The organism is Bacillus sp. TH22, from assembly GCF_016651015.1.
Classification (GTDB): domain Bacteria; phylum Bacillota; class Bacilli; order Bacillales; family Bacillaceae_G; genus Bacillus_A; species Bacillus_A mycoides.
Genome location: NZ_JAEKER010000001.1, coordinates 2,587,200 through 2,607,292 on the forward strand (window position 1 = coordinate 2,587,200; position 20,093 = coordinate 2,607,292).

The window sequence follows — 20,093 nt, forward strand, 5'->3', positions numbered from 1 at the left end:
TCAATACACTAATCTATTTTTTTGTATGACACCATTCATATATGAACGCTGTTATTACTTTTGTAAATTCAATTAACTGCTCAACTTCAACTTTCTCATTTATTGAATGAGCTTCTTCTAATGTACCTGGTCCGTAAATAACAGCTGGAATGTTAAACTCACTAAACCATCCGCCATCAGTTACCGTTGCTGACATATCTAAAATTGCATTTTTAGATAAAATAGATTCATGTACTGAACTTAGCGTTTTGACAGCAACATGTTCGCTATCTACTTCTAAAGAAGGAAAAATTTCGCCACGATCCACAATCATTGATTCTCCGCCCCACTTAAATTGTGGTGGGTTCTCTCTTAACCATGGATCTGCTGCTGCCACTTTTCCTAAATACTCTTCTATTTCTTCTATTATTTGTTCATGCGTTTCATTTGGATAAAAATGTACGGTTATCCACAATCGGCACTCATCCGCAATAAATGCCGCATGACGTCCTCCTTCAATAACAGCTGGATTAATTGTTGTTGTTCCAGATGGATAGCCTTCATATGTTTTCATAACTGCCCAATGACGCTCTAATTCTTGTAAGCTTTGGACAATCTTCATCATTTTCTCAATCGCACTCGCTCCAAATAGACGTCCTCCAGCATGGATCATTTGTCTACGTGTTGCATCATGAAACGTTAGCGGGCTTTTCACTGTAATCCATCCAGTAATTACTCCGCCCTGCCCTTGCATATGTAAATTACTTGTATCAACTACTACTGCAAAATCAGCATCATAACCACGCTTACAACATTGAAGTGTCCCTGCTTCTCCTACTTCTTCGCCAATTACCGATTGAAAAATTAAATCTCCAGGTAATTCAATCCCCACTTCTTCTAAAAGCTGAATAGCAAATAAGGCTCCAGCTAGTCCACCTTTCATATCTGCCGCGCCTCTCCCAACTAACCAACCATCTTTTATAAACGGCTCAAACGGCTTTATTTCCCACGGTTCGTCCTTTGATACTTCTGCAACATCTATATGTCCATTAATAATGAGACTTTTATGTGACTCACTTGCTGTCCCCTTTTTCACTCCAACAACATTCGGATCATTTGGATATACATCCCATTTATCAATACTAAAATTTCGTTTTTTTAGAAACTCCGCAACAAATTCTTGCGCCCCATTTGTATTTCTTGCTGGTGGTGCTGGTGTTTCAAAACGAATTAAAGTTTTTGTAAGTTCTAGTAGCTCCTCTTTTCGTAAATCAATCTGTTCTAATAGCTGTGAAACTTCTTGATTCATTGCTAATTCCCCTTTGCATACGTAGTATGTTTCCAAATTTATTTTCACAAAAAAAGAGACTGTTTACAATCTTACAGTCTCCAAATTAATCACTATTATAAACTTTCTAATTCGGTTGTATTTGTCTTTTCAGTATGTTCTACTTTACTTCTCTTATTTCTAGTAGCACGATAAAACAGTAAACAAACAATCATAAATGGAATACCACAATACAATGCCATTCTTTGTTCCGGAATGAAAGCCATGCCAACAATTACTGCTAAATTTAATACTAACGCAAGAAGTGGAACAAATGGATACAATGGTGTTTTAAATTTTAAGTCCTTAATATCCCCGCCTTGCTTCAAATATGTCCTTCTAGCCAATAAATTTGAAAGAGCAATAGATGCCCAAACTAATATTGCTCCAAACCCAGCAATAGAAAGAAGCCATAAATAAACTGTATCTTCCGCATAAATACCTGATAGTAATGAGAGACACCCTACAAACGTACTTACAATCAATGCATAAATAGGAACACCGTTTTTAGATAATTTACCAAAAATCGGGCTAATCATTCCTTGATTAGACATAGACCATAGCATACGGGAAGTTGCATATAATCCTGAATTCGCAACTGATAGTACAGCTGTAATAATAACGAAATTTATAATATCAGCCGCATAAGGAATACCAATTTTATCAAATACAACTACGAATGGACTTTCTATCACTCCTGCTTGCTGCCAAGGAAATAGTCCCGCAAGAATAAAAATAGATAGTACAAAGAAAATAAGTATGCGCCAAACTGTATTATTAATTGCCTTCGGGATAGTTTTCTCTGGATTTTCACTCTCACCAGCTGCAATACCAACTAGTTCTGTTCCTTGGAAGGAAAAATTAACTGCAATCATTGTAATTAAAATGGCTGATAATCCATTTGGGAACAATCCACCATAATCAGTAAAGCTAGAAAACATCGGCGCTGGTTCATTTCCTTTCATATCTAGAAAACCAAACATTGCTGCCCCGCCCAAAATGATAAATGCAATAATTGTAATTACTTTAATACTTGCAAACCAGAATTCAACTTCCGCAAAACTTCTTGAAGATAACGCATTAATAACAAAGAGTAATACAGCAAACACTACGCACCAAATCCATGATGATACATCTGGAAACCAACGTTTCATTAATATACTAACTGCAATTAATTCAATGCCTATCGTAGCCGTCCAGTTTAGCCACGACATCCATCCCACTACATAACCCGCTGCAGGTGAAATATGTTTTGTAGCATATGTTTGATACGATCCTGCATCAGGCATCGCAACCGCTAACTCTCCAAGACAGAGCATCGTTAAATACATAACAAATCCACCGACAAGATACGCTACAATCGCTCCTCCAGGTCCAGCTTCATGAATTGTATAACTGGATCCTAAAAAAAGCCCAGTACCAATAACCCCTCCGAGTGCAATCATAAATATGTGCCGACTTTTCAATTCTCTTTTTAATCCTTGGTTTTGATCCATCATATAAATCCCCCCTTTTCACTTTGCAAACCCATTTAATGTAAGCGTTTTTAAAATTCTTCATAGTAAAAATAATTATTTAAAAGAGCAAAAATACATACTACTTATATTAATCACTACCTGTTATTAAAAGGTCATCCCTCACTGTTATTAATAGTTTTTGATTAGCGATAGCTTGTCCTTCTACCACTTCTAATGATTCGATATAACCACTGATTCCCACTTTAATTTCCACCTGCTGCTTATCTATTGTTTCAATTAACGCTAATTTTTCCCACTCATATACGTAAGAACTTTCAGTAACAAATAATTTCTCTACTTTCCCGTAACAAGGACTATACACGCCTTCTATAACCGTCTTCACTTTATAAATTCCTCCCTCTTATTAATTGAAACTGAAACGTTGCATACACTATAAAGATTCATAATCCCCCTACTCTTTAAATTTAGAGATCTTAACTACTATTCATGCAAAATACGTACCAACCTCAATACCTATGTAAAATTAGTATTTCTTACGAAAAAAATCTGCATAACCGCAAAAAATTTCTATCATTTGAAAATTTTTAAGAGAAAATAGCAAAAAAATTTTGCGATTTTATAAGAATTTTAATAAAATTATAAAAAGTCAGTCTTCATAGGGTATAACGAGGAGAAGATAATACATGCATACAGAAGAAATCAATTTTAAAAAGATTATTGAAATGAATGTGCTATACGAAACTTTACTCAATGAACTAGATATTGGGATCCATATTATTAATGAGGAAAGTAAAACGATTATCTATAACCGTAAAATGATGGAAATTGAATCAATGGATCGCTTAGATGTGCTAGATAAAAATCCTTTAGAAGTATTTGCATTTGAAGAAAATAAAAATAGTACTCTTATAGAGGCTTTAAAACTTGGAAAAACAAACAAAAATATAAAACAAACGTATTTTAACAATAAAGGACAAGAGATTACGACGATTAACGATACTTTTCCTATAATAGAAAATGGAAAAATTAAAGGCGCTATTGAAATTTCAAAAGAGATTAGTCATTTAAAGCAAACAATGAAAACGAACCTTTCTCGAAAACAAAATACTAAGTTTACCTTTGATCACATAATTGGTGATTCTAGAGCTATTCAATCGGTCATTACAGAAGCAAAGAGAGTAATACGTACGCCATCCTCCATACTTATCATCGGGGAAACAGGGACCGGTAAAGAGCTATTTGCGCAAAGCATCCATAATGAAAGCCAGCGTTCAACAAAACCATTTATTTCGCAAAACTGTGCCGCTATACCAGAAACCTTAATGGAAAGTTTACTATTTGGTACAAATCGAGGTGCTTTTACAGGAGCAATAGATAAACCTGGTTTATTTGAAGAGGCAAATGGGGGAACTTTGTTATTAGATGAAATCAACTCATTAAGCCCAGCACTTCAAGCTAAATTATTGCGTGCTATACAAGAGAAAACAATACGAAGAATTGGGGGGGCGCAAGAAAAAGAAATTGATGTTCGTATTATAGCAACTATTAATGAAGATCCTCTTGAAGCCATAGCACACAATCGATTAAGACAAGACTTATATTACCGATTAAGCGTTGTTACTTTATGTCTTCCACCTTTACGGGAACGAAAAGAAGATATTGCATATCTTGTTCAACACTTTATTGAAAAATACAATATCCAATTTAATCTTAGCGTAAAAGATGTAGATTTAAACGTAAATAACTTCTTCTATAAATACGATTGGCCTGGTAATGTGAGAGAACTAGAACATATAATTGAAGGCTCCATGAACTTAATAGAAGATGAAGATATCATTACAGCGTTCCATATGCCAACGCACTTTCGCGAACTAGCAAAAAAGGAACTGAATATGCAGACTCCGCTAACTAGTCACAATACTGATACGCCACAAACTTTAAAACGTATAATCGAAGAAATGGAAAAGAAATATATCCATCAAATTCTTAAAGAAAATAAAGGTAATATCTCACAAGCCGCAAAATTTTTAGGATTGAGTAGACAAAACTTACAATATCGAATTAAAAAATTGCACTTACACATATGAAATGAATCTTTCTCCAAGTGCAAAGAAACTGGTAAAATATGTTATGATAAACGTATAATATGCTAGAAAGGGGCAATGTATATGAGTAATGATAAGAAGTTGAAGTTATTACACTACTTAGGTCTTTTCCCTACCATTCTATGTATAATGCTATTCATTGATATGAGCAGCTTTCCTCATGCAAAGCTCCTAGGCACAATTAGCGGCTCCTTTGCAGCTATTATGCTTGCTGCTTTTTGGAATTTGAAGCTACGTATGAAGAAAGAGAAATCTTCTTAATTTCAGAGTGCAAAAAAATCGAGCCTTATCAGCTCGATTTTTTTACTTATTATTAAAATTCAACATTCTCCAAATACAATCCACTCGCCTCAGCAAGACAATTAATTTGATTACGTTGTTTTTCCTCTAAAATGTTTGGAATTGCGTCCGCCTCTAATTGCCCTAATCCAACTTCAATTAATGCTCCAACAATTTTCCGCACCATGTTATGAAGGAATCCGTTACCACTTACTCTAATTTGTACAAATCCTGATTCTTCGGAAACATCAAGTGTATACACTTCTCGAACCATAGATTTTTTCTTAGACTTTGCATTTGAAAAGGCAGTGAAGTCATGTGAACCAACTAAATGTTTCGCAGCTTCTTTCATACTTTTCACATTTAATTGTTTATTCACGTGCATGCTGTATTTACGCATAAATGGGTTCGTATGCTCTTCATTCCAAATTTTATAAAGATATGTTTTTGCTTTAGAATTGTAACGAGCATGGAAACGATCTGGTACTTCTTCTACACTCGTAATACTAATATCATTTGGTAAATATTGATTTAAATACTTTTTCACTTTATGTTCTACTAACTTCTCATCACTTTGAAAGTTAGCTACTTGATTCAAAGCGTGTACACCAGCATCCGTTCTACTACAGCCGATAATTTCAATTTCTTTTCCGACCATTTCAGATATTATACTTTCGATTTTCCCCTGAATCGTATTGTCATTATTACCAAGACGTTGCCACCCTTTATAACGCGCACCATCATATTGAATCGTCAATTTATAATTGTTCATTATATTCTCCTTACTTCCATTCGTTAAATAAAATATACCCTCACATAGCTCTTGCTTTGTGAGGGACATATCCTTATTGAATGTTACTTTCTAACAAGTTTCACTACATTTTCTACATGAGCTGTATGCGGGAACATATCAACTGGTTGTACATACTCCACTTCATAGCTCTCCATTAATGTTTCCACATCACGTGCTAATGAGGAAGGGTTACAAGACACGTAAACAACTTGTTTCGGTTTCACTTTTAAAATCGTTTCAAGTAATTTATCATCACAACCTGTACGCGGTGGGTCAACAACAATGACATCTGGACGCCAGCCTTCTTTTACCCACTTTGGTAACCATTGTTCCGCTTTACCAGCTTCATACTTTGCATTTGTGAATCCGTGGCGTTTTGCATTTTTCTTTGCATCTTCAATCGCTTCTGGAATTACATCCATACCACGTACTTCCGCTGCATCATTCGCAAGCCAAAGTCCAATCGTACCGACACCACAATACGCATCCACAATCTTCTCGTTTCCTGTTAAAGCAGCTGCTTTTTTCGCTTCATCGTATAAAACAACTGTTTGTTCTGGATTTAATTGGAAGAATGCGCGTGCTGATAATTCAAATGATAAATCACCTAGTGTTTCTTGAATTACTTCTTTTCCAGCTAATTTAAATGTTTTATCACCGAAAATAACAGATGTTTTACGCCAGTTTACGTTTTGCATAATTGATTTAACACTTGGCATTTGTTTTTGCACTTCTGCGATAAATTGATCTTTATTTGGTAATTCTTCTTTTGTTGTAATAAGTGTGACTTGCACTTCCCCTGTTTGAACTGCAGTACGTGTCACAATTGTACGTACTAAACCTTTTTGTTTTTTCTCATTGTAAATAGAAACATTTAATTTTTCTAATATACGTCTTACAACTTTTGTCGCTTCATTCGTTGCTTTATGTTGAATCATGCAATGAGAAATATCAATTAACTGATGTGAGTTTTGCTTATATAACCCTGTAATAACCTTTTCGTCTTTACGCCCCACTTGCAATTGACTTTTATTACGATAATGCCATGGATTTTCCATACCAAGCGTCGGGCGAATTTTCTCTTCTAGACTGTCATTCATATACTTCTCGAATGCTTGTACAACGATATCACGCTTTTGATTTAATTGTTCTTTATAATCTAAATGCTGCAATTGACAGCCACCACACTCCTCATATACTGAACATGGTGCTTTCACACGATGTGGTGATGATTTACGAACTTTTTTCACTTTCGCTTCAGCGAAGCCACGCTGAATTTTTGTTGCTTCAGCAACAACTTCTTCTCCTGGTAATGCCCCTGGAATGAAAACAACTTGTCTCTTAAAATAACCAACGCCTTCTCCGTTAATCCCAAGACGTTTAATTGTCACAGGAAACGTTTGACCAACTTCCAACTTACTCTCTTGTTGCTTTTGTATCATTATTACACCTCTACTCTATACTTTTCCATAAATATAACGCTGCATAACTGCAATATGGTTCACACTCTTGTTTCACTTTTTCTAAAAATGCATCATCAGGCTTATCATCTAATTGAAATACACCTTGCACTGCGCGCTGAATTCCAATGTCTGCTTTTGGAAACATATTTTTCCGACCAAGCCCAAACATTAAAAAGTTTTGCACTGTCCATGCCCCAATACCCCTTATTGGTAACAATTGTGCCGATACTTCTTCTTCTGTTTCGTTTTCTATCCTTGCTAAATCTAATTTACCGCCTACAATATGTTTTGCTAATCCTACTATATATTCGGCTTTTCGCTGACTAAACTTCTGCTCTCTCAATTCTTCTATTGAAATGTTCGCTACTCTTTCTGGTGTTGGGAAAAAGAAAACGCCGCTCTTCTCTGTCCCATATCGCTTTACAAATTGATCTGTTAGCACAGTAGCAAATTTCAAATTTATTTGTTGATGAATAATACAGCGAAGAAGACAAGCGAAATAATCGAATTCTAAAATAATTGGAGTATAAGCATATGTTTCAAATAGTGGACGTAATGATGTGTTTAAAAAATGATTTTGTATATTTTGAAACGGTTCATTCCAGTGAAAAATGGATCTCATTCGTTTCATTACTTTCTCTTGATCTCCTGCCTGACTAGAGATCCAAAACTGTGGATTTTGAACAGTACCAATCCCTTGCAAACGAACAACAATCTGTTCTTCGTCTATAAAAAGCGGGACATAAATTACTTTCTCGTCTAATTGAATAACGTTTAACGGGTCGAAAGATAAACGCTTTAGTACTTCCTCAAAATGGTACGGATATTCTAACGTAACATGTTCGCTCCACATACGTTTCCCCATCCTTTTTACACATCATTATAGCATGAGAAAACCGCAAGCATACATGCTTACGGTTGATTGCTTTTTACTAAATCATCTAGGCTTTTAAAATGATACCCTTTCTCGCGCAAATCATCAATGATTTTCGCAAGTGCTTCTGCATTATCTTTTGATATTGCATGAAGTAACAAAACAGATCCTGGATGAATCATAGTCATTACATTATTATGAGCGTATTGCCATCCTCTTTGCTGATCTACTTTCCAATCAAGAAATGCAAGCGACCAAAACACGTTATAATATCCCATGTCTTTCGTAAGCGCTAGCGTTCTTTCACTAAACACGCCTCGCGGAGGGCGTACATATTTCACTTCTTTTTGCCCAGTAACTTTTTTAATCTCTTCCGTTACGCTCGTTAATTCTTCACGAAGTTTTGCATCATTTACTGTTGTAAAATCTGGATGACTCCAAGAATGATTACCAATAATATGTCCTTCATTTTTCATTCTTAATAATAAATCTTTTTGTGTTTTTATATAATGTCCCGTCACAAAGAAAGTTGCTGGTACTTTTTTCTCCTTCAGTACATCTAAAATCTTTCCTGTATATCCATTTTCGTATCCATTATCAAATGTTAAATAAATATCTTTTTTCTTCGTATCTCCTAAATAAAACCCACCATTTTTTTGTAGTAATTCTGTATATAGTTTCCCTGCATCTGGCACCGTTTCATTTTTAGGACGTGGGATTCCCCAGTTATGTGGTGTATTCGTATAAGCAAATGTTGAAACTGGAACAAGTGCCATCATAATTGAAAAAATGAGACCTATATATAACCATTTATATTTCATAAATAGTCTCCTTTCCATATATAATCGTACCTGTAGTTTCTGTTTCCCTGCTTTCTTTCATGCTGAACATGTTTTTCTATATATACCAAAAAATGCACCTCGAATAATTCGAGATGCATTTCTCTTTACTTAAATACAGGTCCTTTAAAGCTCGCCAATTTTTCAAGTGATGTTTTATCAACATCAGCATGTAGACTTTTACCATGAGAATCCATCGTTACAACTGCTTTAAAACCATCGATACGTAAATGCCACATTGCCTCTGGGATACCGAATTGTAAGAAATCAACATCTTTCACTTCTTTAATACATTCAGCATAATATTGCGCTGCACCACCAATTGCATTTAAGTACACACCACCGTGTTCTTCTAAAGCTGCTAATGTTTTAGCACCCATACCACCTTTACCAATTACAGCACGAATACCGAACTTTTTCATAATATCGCCTTGATATGGCTCTTCACGAATACTTGTCGTTGGACCTGCCGCTTTAATTTGCCAATTATCATTTTCATCTTTCACTACAACTGGACCACAATGATAAATAATTTGTCCCTTTAAATCTACTGGACAATCGTTATCCATTAAATGTTTATGAATCGCATCACGTCCTGTATACATCATGCCGTTAATTGTAACAACATCACCAACACGAAGTTCACGAATTTGCTCTTCTGTAATTGGAGCTTGTAATACGATTTCACGCTGCTCTGCTTGTTCTTGCGCAGCATCTTGCTGAAGTGTATCTTCACCTTCCTGGTACAACCAATCCATAATTTCACCTGTTTCAGGATGAATTGTTACACCAAGACGACGATATGCCCAACAATTATACGCAACAGATACGTAGAAGCTCGCTGGCAAACGATTATATACTCCAATTTTGCAACCTAATAAAGTTGTTTCTCCGCCAAATCCCATCGTACCAATGCCAAGCTTATTCGCATTCTCTAATACATACTCTTCAAGCTTGTGTAATTCTGGAACTGGATTTATATCATCTAATGTACGGAATAATTGATTTTTTGCTAATTCGTAACCTGATGTGCGGTCTCCCCCGATACCGACGCCGATTACTCCTGCGCTACACCCTTGACCTTGCGCTTGATATACTGCATGAAGAAGGCATTTACGAATTCCTTCTAAATCACGCCCAGCTCGTCCAAGTCCTTCTATTTCACAAGGCAGGCTATATTGAATATTTTTATTCTCACAACCGCCGCCCTTTAAAATTAAACGTGCATCAATGTAATCTTTTTCCCATTGTTCAAACTTAATAACAGGTGTACCTGGTCCTAAATTGTTTCCGCTATTGTCTCCAAAAAGAGAATCAACAGAGTTTGGACGAAGTTTACCATCTTTTGTCGCCCGCTCAAGCGCACTATAGATAGCTTCCTTCAGTTTTAATTGATTCACACCAACTGGTGTATAAATTTTAAACGTTGGCATCCCTGTATCTTGGCAAATTGGCGAGATATTATCATCTGCCATTTTAATATTATTCGTAATTGTGCCAAGTGCCATCGCCGAACGAGTTCCTGCATTTTCTCGTTCTTTCGCTTGTTGAATTGCGCGACGAACATCTTTCGGTAAGTTCGTTGACGTTTCAACAATTAGTTGATACATGCTTTCTTGAAGCTTTTCCATTGTTACTTCCCCCTCAATTGTGAACGCTACCAAAACGTTATGAAATGAAAATTCCATTGTTATACTCTTCAGCTGTTTATTTATCCCGCTATTTGCGGGCAGTAAGACTCCCACCTCAAAATTCAGGTGGAGCAAAGAAATTAGGTTGGAGATCAACTGCCCGTAAACGCCCGATTGGTGAAGGCTAATACTCAGTGGGGAATGCCCCCCCACTGCGTAAAGTTTCACTTTATTTCACGCCATTAAAGGTTAAATGAAATTTTTCACAACTTGATTATACCTTTTTTTCTATATTCCTTCTATTATCCGTACAGAAAAAGGCTGCCAATTTTGTAGTGGCAGCCTTTTTAATATATTATTCGTCTTTTTTAAATTGCTCACATTTCAGTTCTAATTCATCTAACATTGCAAGAAGACGATCTACATCTTCTAATTCTACCTCTTCTGGTTCAATCGTATCAATTACTTCAATGAACATATTTAAACGTTCTTTCAAATATACTAGTTGTGAATCTTTACCTTGAATTGCTTTTCCCATGAAGGCACTCTCCTTTTAATTCGAGTTGCTTTTATTATACCGCAAAAATGATTGCTATGGGCATGTAATTTCATCAATTTCGTCACAGTAATTCATTATAATGTAAGCCCTCTCTCTTTTTTTACAAAAAAGTTTCACTTTATAAAAAGCTCATATTCTTCTATTATAGAGAATGGACAAATTGTTATTTCAATAGTCAAAGGAGTATTTCATATGACGATATCACAAATAATGAAGCCGATTACTCCTTCTTACGATCCATGGGAAGCGTATATGGACCTTGAAGAGTACGGCAAACTACTATTAACAAACGTTGAGTTTACAACGACGACGTTATGCAATATGCGTTGCGAGCATTGCGCTGTTGGTTACACATTACAGCCGAAAGATCCAAACCCGCTTCCGATGGAGCTTTTATTAAAACGATTAGATGAGATTCCTCATTTACGTTCTTTAAGTATTACAGGCGGAGAACCTATGCTTTCAAAAAAATCCGTCGACAACTATGTAACACCACTCTTAAAATACGCCCATGAACGAGGCGTTCGCACTCAAATTAACTCAAACTTAACTATAGATTTAGCACGTTACGAACAAATTATTCCCTACTTAGATGTATTGCATATTTCACATAACTGGGGAACAATCGATGACTTCGTTGAAGGCGGATTTGCAATGATGGAGCGTAAGCCTACTTATGAACAGCGCGCTAAATTATTTGAAAGAATGATTACAAATAGTAAAGCCCTATCAGAGGCAGGTGTACTCGTATCAGCCGAAACTATGTTAAACAAACGAACTCTACCACATATTGAACATATTCACCGTCAAATCGTTGAAGAAATGGGCTGTAAACGTCATGAAGTTCACCCGATGTATCCGAGTGACTTCGCTAGCACACTTGAAATTTTAACAAAAGAAGAAATTCGAAATGCAGTTGAACATTTATTAGAGATCCGTGATGAAAATGTGTGGATGTTATTCGGAACATTACCTTTCTATGCATGTAGTGATAATGAACACGATTTAGCTACACTAAAGAAATTACATGAAAGTAAAAATGTAACTGTCCGCAATGATCCAGATGGTCGTTCTCGTTTGAACGTAAATATTTTTGATGGAAATATTATCGTGACCGACTTCGGTGATGTCCCGCTTCTAGGTAATGTACAAACAAATACACTACAAGAAGCTTACGACAAATGGTGTGACTCAAAAACAGCAAAATCATTAAGTTGCCATTGTCCTGCCGTGAAATGCCTTGGACCAAATGTTCTTGTAAAAAATAGCTACTATCCAAAAGAAGATTTCTTATCAAAAACATCAAACATTATGTTATAAAGTGAAACTTTAATCAGTGGGAGTTTTGTTCATCCCCCACTGATTATTAGCCCACACCAATCGGGAGTTTACGGGCAGCAGGGCCTCCCACCTAACTTCTTTGCTCCAGCCGAATTTTGAGGTGGGAGTTTTACTGCCCGCAAATAGCGGGATAAATAAAAAACGTCAGCTTATAGGCTGACGTTTTTTATTTCATTGTGCATGCGATGAAGAAACAAATTTAAAAAATAAATGATCATGAATTGGAATAGCGGCTCCGATTCCTTGAGATGTAATATTTTTCACGACAAGCTTTTTTTGATTCCCTTTTAACACAAGGTAGACTTCTCCAAATGTTACTTTTCCTTTTTCATTTACTGCTGGTGTATACGCATATAAATATCCAAGTTGACTTGGACTAATATTATAAACACGCTCATGTCCGGTACCATAACCAATGGTTGTTTTAAATGAAAGTGGCAATTGTACTTTTTCAAGCGCTTTTAGAAGCATCATTTTTTTCACATCTGTAGTATCTTTCATATCTGCTGTTAAATCACCTTCGATTGTCTTTTGGGTTTCTTGCTTATAGCGAAGTGGGTATAAGCGATCCCCTCCGCGATTATCATATACATTTCGATTTACTTGCTTATATTCCCAATTAATCGATGTGTCTATTGACTCATAATTTAATGCCCATTGCCCTAAATAAATTTTCGCTCGGTACCCTACTGCAAGCGGTGCATTCGAAATTGTCGTTTCATTAAACATTCGAATTAAATCTGGGTTTTCAATTTTGATATTTGCTGTTTTCAATAGTTCTTGCGCAAACTTACTTGGCTGTAAACGCGGTAAATCTTGTGCGTCATTTGGAAATGTATTATCCTTTGAAATATTTAAAACAGATGAAGGCATTTTTACTTCTACCGTTGTCTTTGCAAAACTACTGTTAGGAAATAATAAAATAAACGAGACCATGGTTGAAAGACATATGCTGTATACTCGTTTCACCTGTCTGGCTCCTTCCTATGTAAAGGTATATAAATTACTGTATTTAGTGTTTTCCCTCTGAAGCATTGTTATCCCTATTTTTCATAATAAATAAAAACCAATTCCCATAATGACATACGCAGCTAATAAAGTTCCTCCTTCAAACCAGTTTGTATCCCCATCATTTGAAATGGCTATAGTTAAGAAAACAGCTGTAATCATAGAAACAAGTTCTGGTATTGTAAATACTAGAGGCATCTTTTGTGCAAAAAGCATCGAAAGAAGTACTAACACAGGAGCAACAAACATGGCGATTTGTAATGTAGAACCTACTGCAATTTCTACTGCGATATTTACTTTATTTTTATATGCCATAATAATTGCAGATGCATGTTCTGCTGCATTACCAACAATTGCAACGATAATAACCCCTATAAATAACTCTGACCAGCCAAACGACTTTGCGACCGTTTCAAAAGTATGTACGAGTGCCTCTGACACATAAGCAACTGCAAGTGTTGCTATCGCTAAAACGAGTAGCGCTTTACCTTTCGACCACTCAGGCTCCTCCTCATGTGCTACTTCATCACTTTTATGTTGATATACACCGCGGTGCGTAACTAACTTAAATAGCAATGCAGCAAGGTACATAATGATCATGATAATAGAAACACCAATACTTAATTGATACGTCTTTCCAGCATCCATCTTCATTGAAAAAATCTCTGGAATAACAAAAGCTACGACAACAGCAAATATTAATAAAGCTGAATTATGTCTTGCATCATAAACATTGAAACTTTGTCTTTTATACTTAAGGCCACCTATAAAGAAGGATAACCCTCCTACCAGTAATAAGTTTCCAAGTACAGAACCAGTTAAGGAAGCTAAAACAACTTCTGTTAATCCTGCCTGGAGTGCAAAAATTGAAATGATAAGTTCCACGGCATTACCGAAAGTTGCATTTAATAAACCACCTATCCGAGGCCCAGAAACAATTGCTAAACTTTCTGTCGCCCTCCCCATAAAACCAGCTAATGCAATAATAGTAATGCAGTATACAGCAAACATAATAGTTTGTGGCCAATGAAGTGTTTTTCCGATTACAGAAAGTGGTACACCTATAAGCGCTACTATGAGAAATATTTTATTAAACATGCTTTTCATCCTTCCATCGTATGTATTTCTCCTCGATATTATTATTATTCATCTCCTAACTTGTCCGATTTCATCACAATTACGTTTAAAAAATCGGATTGAAGAAAACAGTATGAAAGATATTTAAATTATCTTGTCCAGACAGAAAAAATTATGAATTATGAAAAGAGGCTAAAAATATGCACTTAAAAGAAAAAATCGCAACTATTATTCAAGGTCAACGCACTGGTGTATTATCTACTGTACGTAACGATAAGCCACACAGCGCCTTTATGATGTTTTTCCACGAAGATTTTGTACTATATGTTGCAACAGATCGAAATTCAAAAAAGATAACAGATATTGAAAAAAACTCCAATGTACATGTACTACTTGGACGTGAAGGAAAGAAATTAGATGAGGATTACATTGAAGTTGAAGGTATAGCTTCCATCGAAGAAGATCAAACATTAAAAAACAAATTTTGGACTAATAGCTTAAAACGCTGGTTACTCGGTGCGGAAGACCCTAATTACGTACTAATAAAAATCAATCCCGATACAATTTATTACATCGATAGTGCTGGTACGACCGAGCCCGAGTTTTTACGACTATAAAATAAAAACAAGCCCCCCTTAGGTGGGCTTGTTTTGTCGAAAGGTTCTTCTGAAAAAAACAATAAAATAGGTGGAACTTTCTAAAGATTCTGTTATATAATAGCAGTAACTTAAATAAACTGTATTAAAACAGATTGAGGGGAGAAATTAAAATTGATGAAAAGAGAAGAACGAAAAAACATGATTGAGTTTATTGAAAAGAAAAAAGGGATTGAACGTGACGAATTATTATTTATGACTGATGATGAAGTAGAGCATATTTATAATGTAACGTACTTTTTATATGAAGAAATAGCAGAGTAGTCTAATAAACCCCCACCTTATTAAATATATAGGGCGGGGGTTTATTTCGTTTTTTATACATGAGAATAATTTTCATGTATAATAATGTAAGATTGGAGGAGTTTCACTATGAGTTCATGGCTATTATTCGCACTATTATCAGCAATCGCTGCTGCCCTCGTATCTATTTTCGGAAAGATTGGCTTAGATGGAATCGATGCCAACGTCGCAACAACGGTTCGCTCTATTATTATGGCATTATTTATGGTAGGAGTTATTATTATACAAGGTAAATTTCAAAATATCGGTGATGTCCTCCTAAATAAAAAAGCACTGCTATTTATCACATTAAGTGGAATCGCTGGTGCTTCGTCATGGCTATTTTATTTTCTTGCGTTAAAAACAGGAAAAGTTTCACAAGTAGCACCTATCGATAAATTAAGTGTAGTATTTTCCATTATTCTCGCGATGATTATATTAGGTGAAAAGTTAAACTTTATGACCGGTATTGGTGTAGTCTTTATTACAGCTGGTGTATTATTTATTGCTTTCAGCTAAAAAAACCGCTATTATTAGCGGTTTTTTCTTTTCCTTATGTAAATCCACACAATCAATATTACAATTGCCGAAACTAATAAAATCCATATTCCATAATGATGTAAACTATACTCAACAAAGCGCCACTTCTCTCCCAGTTTCCAACCTAAGCCAATAAAAACACTTATCCAAATTAGTGCACCACCGTAAGCATACAAACAAAATCGCCACAATGTTAAATTTGAAACTCCAGCAAAATATGCTGTTAAATGACGTACTCCCGGTATAAAGTAGCCAATCATTAGAAGAAATGGACCGTATTTTTCAAATAAAATATGTGTTTTTTCAATATGATGTTCCTTAATTCTAACTTTCGGACCATATTTTTTTAAAACAGGGAGCCCAAGTTTTAAACCTAATATGTAACTTAATGTAATGCCAAGCATTGCACCTGCCATTCCACTTAAAAAAGCAGCTGTTCCTGACATAACTCCTTTTGAAATGTTATATCCAATAAAAGTCAATAAAAACTCATCCGGTATAGGTAATCCAACAATCCCGCCAGCTAAAGCTATAATAATTCCAAAATATCCATAATGTGCGATTAACTCGCCAATATGTTGTTCCATTCGGAAGACACATCCTATACACGATCGTTATCCCATATTGTGCCCATTCTATCTTTAAGACAAACATGGTATACATATTCACTATACATTGTTTTTATAATGAACTCTACTTCTATTCCGTTCCTTAAATAGAGATTTAATCGGTGGTTTTTTTATCCATCCCCACTGATTATTAGCCTGAACCAATCGGGATTTTACGGGCAGCAGGTCTCCCACTTAACTTCCTTGCATTCGCTCAATTTTGGAGTAGGAGTCTCACTGCCTATAAATAGCGAGATAAAAAAATAAAAATTCATAGGCTTATTTTTTTGTTACAATAAAGGGAAGTTACTTTTTGCAACGGTTTAACTCTCAAGAAAAATGATATATCTAGCAAAAACATAGTTTGGTCTATATAATGCAACTTCTACCTATTAGAGTAACATGCACCCTTTTACATACAACATCATTTTTCTAAATTATACAGGGGGAACGAACATGACCATTGAAAAACAATTTATCCAAAAGATTTACTATAAAACATTTTTAACAGAAGACTCTTCCATTCCGGTAGCGGAAGTACTCGGTGAAGCATATATAAATGAATCAAAAAATGAATTCTCCAATATATCTAATATTCGCTTTGCGCAAGGTGAAGTTTATTTTCAAACTAACGACTTTGAAGCCGCTATATTCAAATGGGAGAAAGTAAATAATGAACTTGCTCTCTGGGCTATGAAGAATATTGCAGATGCTTATTTCGAATTAGATTTCTTGCCAAAAGCAGAAGAAATTTATACATCTATCCAAACAGAAGATACAACTCTTACAATGGAAGTTTCCCTACAACTTCTTTCCCTTTATATAGAGCAAAATCGTTTAGGACTAGCATTTAAGACGATTAGCGATGCTGTTGCATTTCAACCAGACTATCCAAATATTACTGCAATCGCTCGATCGTTCTATGAAAAACAAGAAGATTGGAATAATGCTATTGAACTCGCTGTTCAAGAAGGAATTCGAACAAAATCATTACACTGGTTCGATACTTTAATCAATTATGTGAACAGAGGCTTTACTAAAAAAATTAAACCTGAGTATTTCTATGAATCTTTAAAAGCCTTATATACAATTGATCAAGTTCAATTTAAAGAGCTTGTTATCTCACTTTGGAACAGCTATGAAAATGAATCATTCCATCTCCCTTGGATTCAAACAATAAATCACCTATTCTTACATGTTGAAGTAGATGCTCATGACGATTGGAATGAAATTTCTACTCGCTATCAAGAGACGTACTTCGAATTGATTACTGGACAACATTTCATGCACGAATTACAAGGACTTGTACCAGATTTATTAACAAATTGGTTTAGTTTAATGAGAGCGGAAGATTCTTTACTTGTCTCCGCAGCAGTATTAGCATGGAATGAAGTTTCACCGACAACTCTAGAATCATTACTCGTAAAAAGCGCAGGTGCCTTACTTTCAAATGCATCAGCTCATGCAAATGTTGATATGGCAGACGTATCAGCATTATTTGAAACGATTGCTGTATGGGCTGAGAAGAATGATGTAGATTTAGGTCATCAATTCACACTACTTGTTCGTGATTTATACGATTTAACTGTTACACAACTTCTAGTAGCAGGAGCTAGCGATTATGATAAATCAGCCTTTATTAACTCTATACTAGGAGAAAATATATTAAATGAGGCTATAACAACTTCAATTACATTTAAAGATGATAGTCAAACTAAAATAACTGAGCTTACAGAACTAGATATACGAAATATACCAAACTTTGACGAACTTCATAACATACTAGCGGTACCTTCTCAGTCAAAACTAGAAAGAAAATGTATTGAAGTTAAATTACCAAGTAGATTTTTACGAAAAAATAAGTTTTCATTCCTTGTCACACCTACTGTGCATGGACAACTTGACAAAAACAGCTCTCACTTTGAATACTTACAGGCAGCAGATAGTCTCATCTATGTCCTAAATTCAGCTTCACCATTACATGATGAAGAGCTCGATACATTATTATATATTCGTGAGCAAGTACCAAATTTACAAATTAAATTCGTCTTACAAACAATTGATACGAATACTAGTGAAAATATCACGAACAGCATTAAAAAGAAAATACTCGTACATTTCCCAGAAGCACACTTTTTCCCTTACTCTCCTTCACAAGAGAGTAGTGAACAGCTAGGTAACGTAACAGACTCTATTCTTTCTAACCTTACTAAGCGTAACGTGGAAAAAGAACGCATTGAAAAATTATTATGGTTTATCCAAAAAACAATTGCATACCTTGTAAATGAACGTGTGGAATTAGAAAATACGTTAGTGAAATCCGTTCGCTGGAATAAACATATTTTAGTAAAACTTGATGGTTTTATTAATAATCTTACTGCCATTCAAAAAGATAAAATTCGTTCTATTACAGAATCTTATCTCTTAACGAAAGAAGAGATTACGCAGGATATACATTCTCAAATTCCTGAATTGTTGCAGAGTTGCTCTGACCTCGTTCAAGAAGATAGTGATTTCAAACTGGTCCATGAAGAACTAAATGTAGCAATGAATGAAAGAATTCAAAAACATGTACAGCAAGTGCTTCTTCCTAAATTTACTGGGTCTATTCAAGAATGGATTGAAACTGCTCATAATGAATTCATTCAAGCTCAGGCTTATTTAGATGAAATGAGCGATACCTTTAATAAGCTCTATGAGGAAGAGCGTATTAAACTTCCTTGTGATTTCAAATTACTAGATGACTGGGATAGAGATGTTGCAAGAATGACGAATAGAATTACAGTAGCTAACATCAATATTTTATTACGCTTTACACCGACACAATTCTTCTTAAAGAGTGCAGGGAAATTATTCGGTAATATGCAAAAAAATCAATCTATGCTATCAAATAAATATAAACAATATATTGAAACAGAAGATTATACAGAAGTTGCTCAGATGATTTCAAAACAATTCTTCCTTCAATTTGAAGTATTTGAAGGTGCGCTAGAACGGGATATCATGATGTTCTTTAAAGACCCTCTTAGCATATTGAAACAAACCGTAGAAGCGGCCCAACTTGAAATACAAGAAGATGAGCAAACATTAACAAAGCTAAGAACAAACCCAGAAACTTATCATGATCCTTTAACACTCTTTAAATTGCAATTGTTACAACGAAAATTCATGTTAAATATCGACCAAAATAATGAACATATTGCTTCACAAGAAACAATAAATAAAACACCAACTGTTTAAATAAGAAAAACCAA

The 20,093-nt window shown here is 35.1% G+C and carries 19 protein-coding genes; 7 read left to right on the forward strand and 12 right to left on the reverse strand.

Annotation, left to right across the window (positions count from 1 at the left end; genetic code table 11):
* Positions 1-13 precede the first annotated feature (13 nt).
* The 3 genes from JFU18_RS13155 to JFU18_RS13165 form a co-directional block, all read right to left on the reverse strand.
* Positions 14-1,336 carry an acetylornithine deacetylase gene (locus JFU18_RS13155; RefSeq protein WP_085308954.1) on the reverse strand — a complete coding sequence of 441 codons (1,323 nt, stop codon included), beginning with the start codon at positions 1,334-1,336 and terminating at the stop codon, positions 14-16.
* A 47-nt stretch (positions 1,337-1,383) separates the two neighbouring features.
* Complete coding sequence (locus JFU18_RS13160) at positions 1,384-2,805, reverse strand: amino acid permease (protein WP_085308952.1); 1,422 nt, start codon at positions 2,803-2,805, stop codon at positions 1,384-1,386.
* Between the two features lie 106 nt (positions 2,806-2,911).
* Entirely contained in the window at positions 2,912-3,166 is a 255-nt protein-coding gene (locus JFU18_RS13165; RefSeq protein WP_085308950.1) for a biotin/lipoyl attachment domain-containing protein, read from the reverse strand.
* Positions 3,167-3,467: 301 nt separating this feature from the next.
* On the opposite strand from JFU18_RS13165, the gene JFU18_RS13170 reads away from it, so the two are divergent.
* Complete coding sequence (locus JFU18_RS13170; protein ID WP_085308948.1) at positions 3,468-4,871, forward strand: sigma-54 interaction domain-containing protein; 1,404 nt, start codon at positions 3,468-3,470, stop codon at positions 4,869-4,871.
* 81 nt (positions 4,872-4,952) lie between these two features.
* Positions 4,953-5,150, forward strand: a complete 198-nt coding sequence (locus JFU18_RS13175; RefSeq protein WP_002140273.1) for a hypothetical protein — start codon at positions 4,953-4,955, stop codon at positions 5,148-5,150.
* Positions 5,151-5,202: 52 nt separating this feature from the next.
* Here JFU18_RS13175 and truA read toward each other — a convergent pair whose 3' ends face one another.
* The 6 genes from truA to JFU18_RS13205 form a co-directional block, all read right to left on the reverse strand.
* Complete coding sequence (truA, locus tag JFU18_RS13180) at positions 5,203-5,940, reverse strand: tRNA pseudouridine(38-40) synthase TruA (protein WP_002125027.1); 738 nt, start codon at positions 5,938-5,940, stop codon at positions 5,203-5,205.
* Between the two features lie 83 nt (positions 5,941-6,023).
* Positions 6,024-7,403: a 23S rRNA (uracil(1939)-C(5))-methyltransferase RlmD gene (gene rlmD / locus JFU18_RS13185; RefSeq protein WP_085308944.1), complete on the reverse strand. Its 1,380-nt coding sequence runs from the start codon at positions 7,401-7,403 to the stop codon at positions 6,024-6,026.
* A gap of 10 nt (positions 7,404-7,413) precedes the next feature.
* On the reverse strand, positions 7,414-8,277 hold the full coding sequence (locus JFU18_RS13190; protein WP_201034667.1) for a DNA-3-methyladenine glycosylase family protein: 864 nt from the start codon (positions 8,275-8,277) through the stop codon (positions 7,414-7,416).
* 59 nt (positions 8,278-8,336) lie between these two features.
* A complete protein-coding gene (gene pdaA / locus JFU18_RS13195) occupies positions 8,337-9,119 on the reverse strand; it encodes a delta-lactam-biosynthetic de-N-acetylase (protein WP_002029593.1) in 783 nt (260 codons plus the stop codon).
* Positions 9,120-9,244: 125 nt separating this feature from the next.
* The gene (gene fumA / locus JFU18_RS13200; protein ID WP_201034665.1) at positions 9,245-10,768 is read right to left on the reverse strand and encodes a class I fumarate hydratase; all 1,524 of its coding nucleotides are present in this window, start codon (positions 10,766-10,768) and stop codon (positions 9,245-9,247) included.
* 355 nt (positions 10,769-11,123) lie between these two features.
* Positions 11,124-11,306 (reverse strand): SE1561 family protein, encoded by a 183-nt coding sequence (locus JFU18_RS13205; protein ID WP_002010264.1) that lies wholly within the window; start codon positions 11,304-11,306, stop codon positions 11,124-11,126.
* Between the two features lie 213 nt (positions 11,307-11,519).
* Here JFU18_RS13205 and yfkAB point away from each other — a divergent pair, with 213 nt between their 5' ends.
* Positions 11,520-12,647: a radical SAM/CxCxxxxC motif protein YfkAB gene (gene yfkAB, locus JFU18_RS13210; protein ID WP_002125019.1), complete on the forward strand. Its 1,128-nt coding sequence runs from the start codon at positions 11,520-11,522 to the stop codon at positions 12,645-12,647.
* Positions 12,648-12,839: 192 nt separating this feature from the next.
* Here yfkAB and JFU18_RS13215 read toward each other — a convergent pair whose 3' ends face one another.
* Both JFU18_RS13215 and cax read right to left on the reverse strand, forming a co-directional pair.
* Positions 12,840-13,637: a YfkD famly protein gene (locus JFU18_RS13215; protein ID WP_002125017.1), complete on the reverse strand. Its 798-nt coding sequence runs from the start codon at positions 13,635-13,637 to the stop codon at positions 12,840-12,842.
* Between the two features lie 81 nt (positions 13,638-13,718).
* Positions 13,719-14,774, reverse strand: coding sequence for a calcium/proton exchanger (gene cax / locus JFU18_RS13220; protein ID WP_061674662.1), 1,056 nt, complete (start codon positions 14,772-14,774; stop codon positions 13,719-13,721).
* Positions 14,775-14,953: 179 nt separating this feature from the next.
* On the opposite strand from cax, the gene JFU18_RS13225 reads away from it, so the two are divergent.
* From JFU18_RS13225 to JFU18_RS13235, 3 genes are all read left to right on the forward strand, one after another.
* Positions 14,954-15,370 (forward strand): pyridoxamine 5'-phosphate oxidase family protein, encoded by a 417-nt coding sequence (locus JFU18_RS13225; protein WP_061674663.1) that lies wholly within the window; start codon positions 14,954-14,956, stop codon positions 15,368-15,370.
* Between the two features lie 156 nt (positions 15,371-15,526).
* Positions 15,527-15,673, forward strand: a complete 147-nt coding sequence (locus JFU18_RS13230; protein WP_000817786.1) for a BH0509 family protein — start codon at positions 15,527-15,529, stop codon at positions 15,671-15,673.
* A 108-nt stretch (positions 15,674-15,781) separates the two neighbouring features.
* Entirely contained in the window at positions 15,782-16,210 is a 429-nt protein-coding gene (locus JFU18_RS13235) for an EamA family transporter (RefSeq protein WP_002029573.1), read from the forward strand.
* Between the two features lie 14 nt (positions 16,211-16,224).
* Here JFU18_RS13235 and JFU18_RS13240 read toward each other — a convergent pair whose 3' ends face one another.
* Positions 16,225-16,818 (reverse strand): DedA family protein, encoded by a 594-nt coding sequence (locus JFU18_RS13240; protein ID WP_002029574.1) that lies wholly within the window; start codon positions 16,816-16,818, stop codon positions 16,225-16,227.
* A gap of 477 nt (positions 16,819-17,295) precedes the next feature.
* Here JFU18_RS13240 and JFU18_RS13245 point away from each other — a divergent pair, with 477 nt between their 5' ends.
* The gene (locus tag JFU18_RS13245) at positions 17,296-20,079 is read left to right on the forward strand and encodes a tetratricopeptide repeat protein (protein WP_201034664.1); all 2,784 of its coding nucleotides are present in this window, start codon (positions 17,296-17,298) and stop codon (positions 20,077-20,079) included.
* Positions 20,080-20,093: the final 14 nt, after the last annotated feature.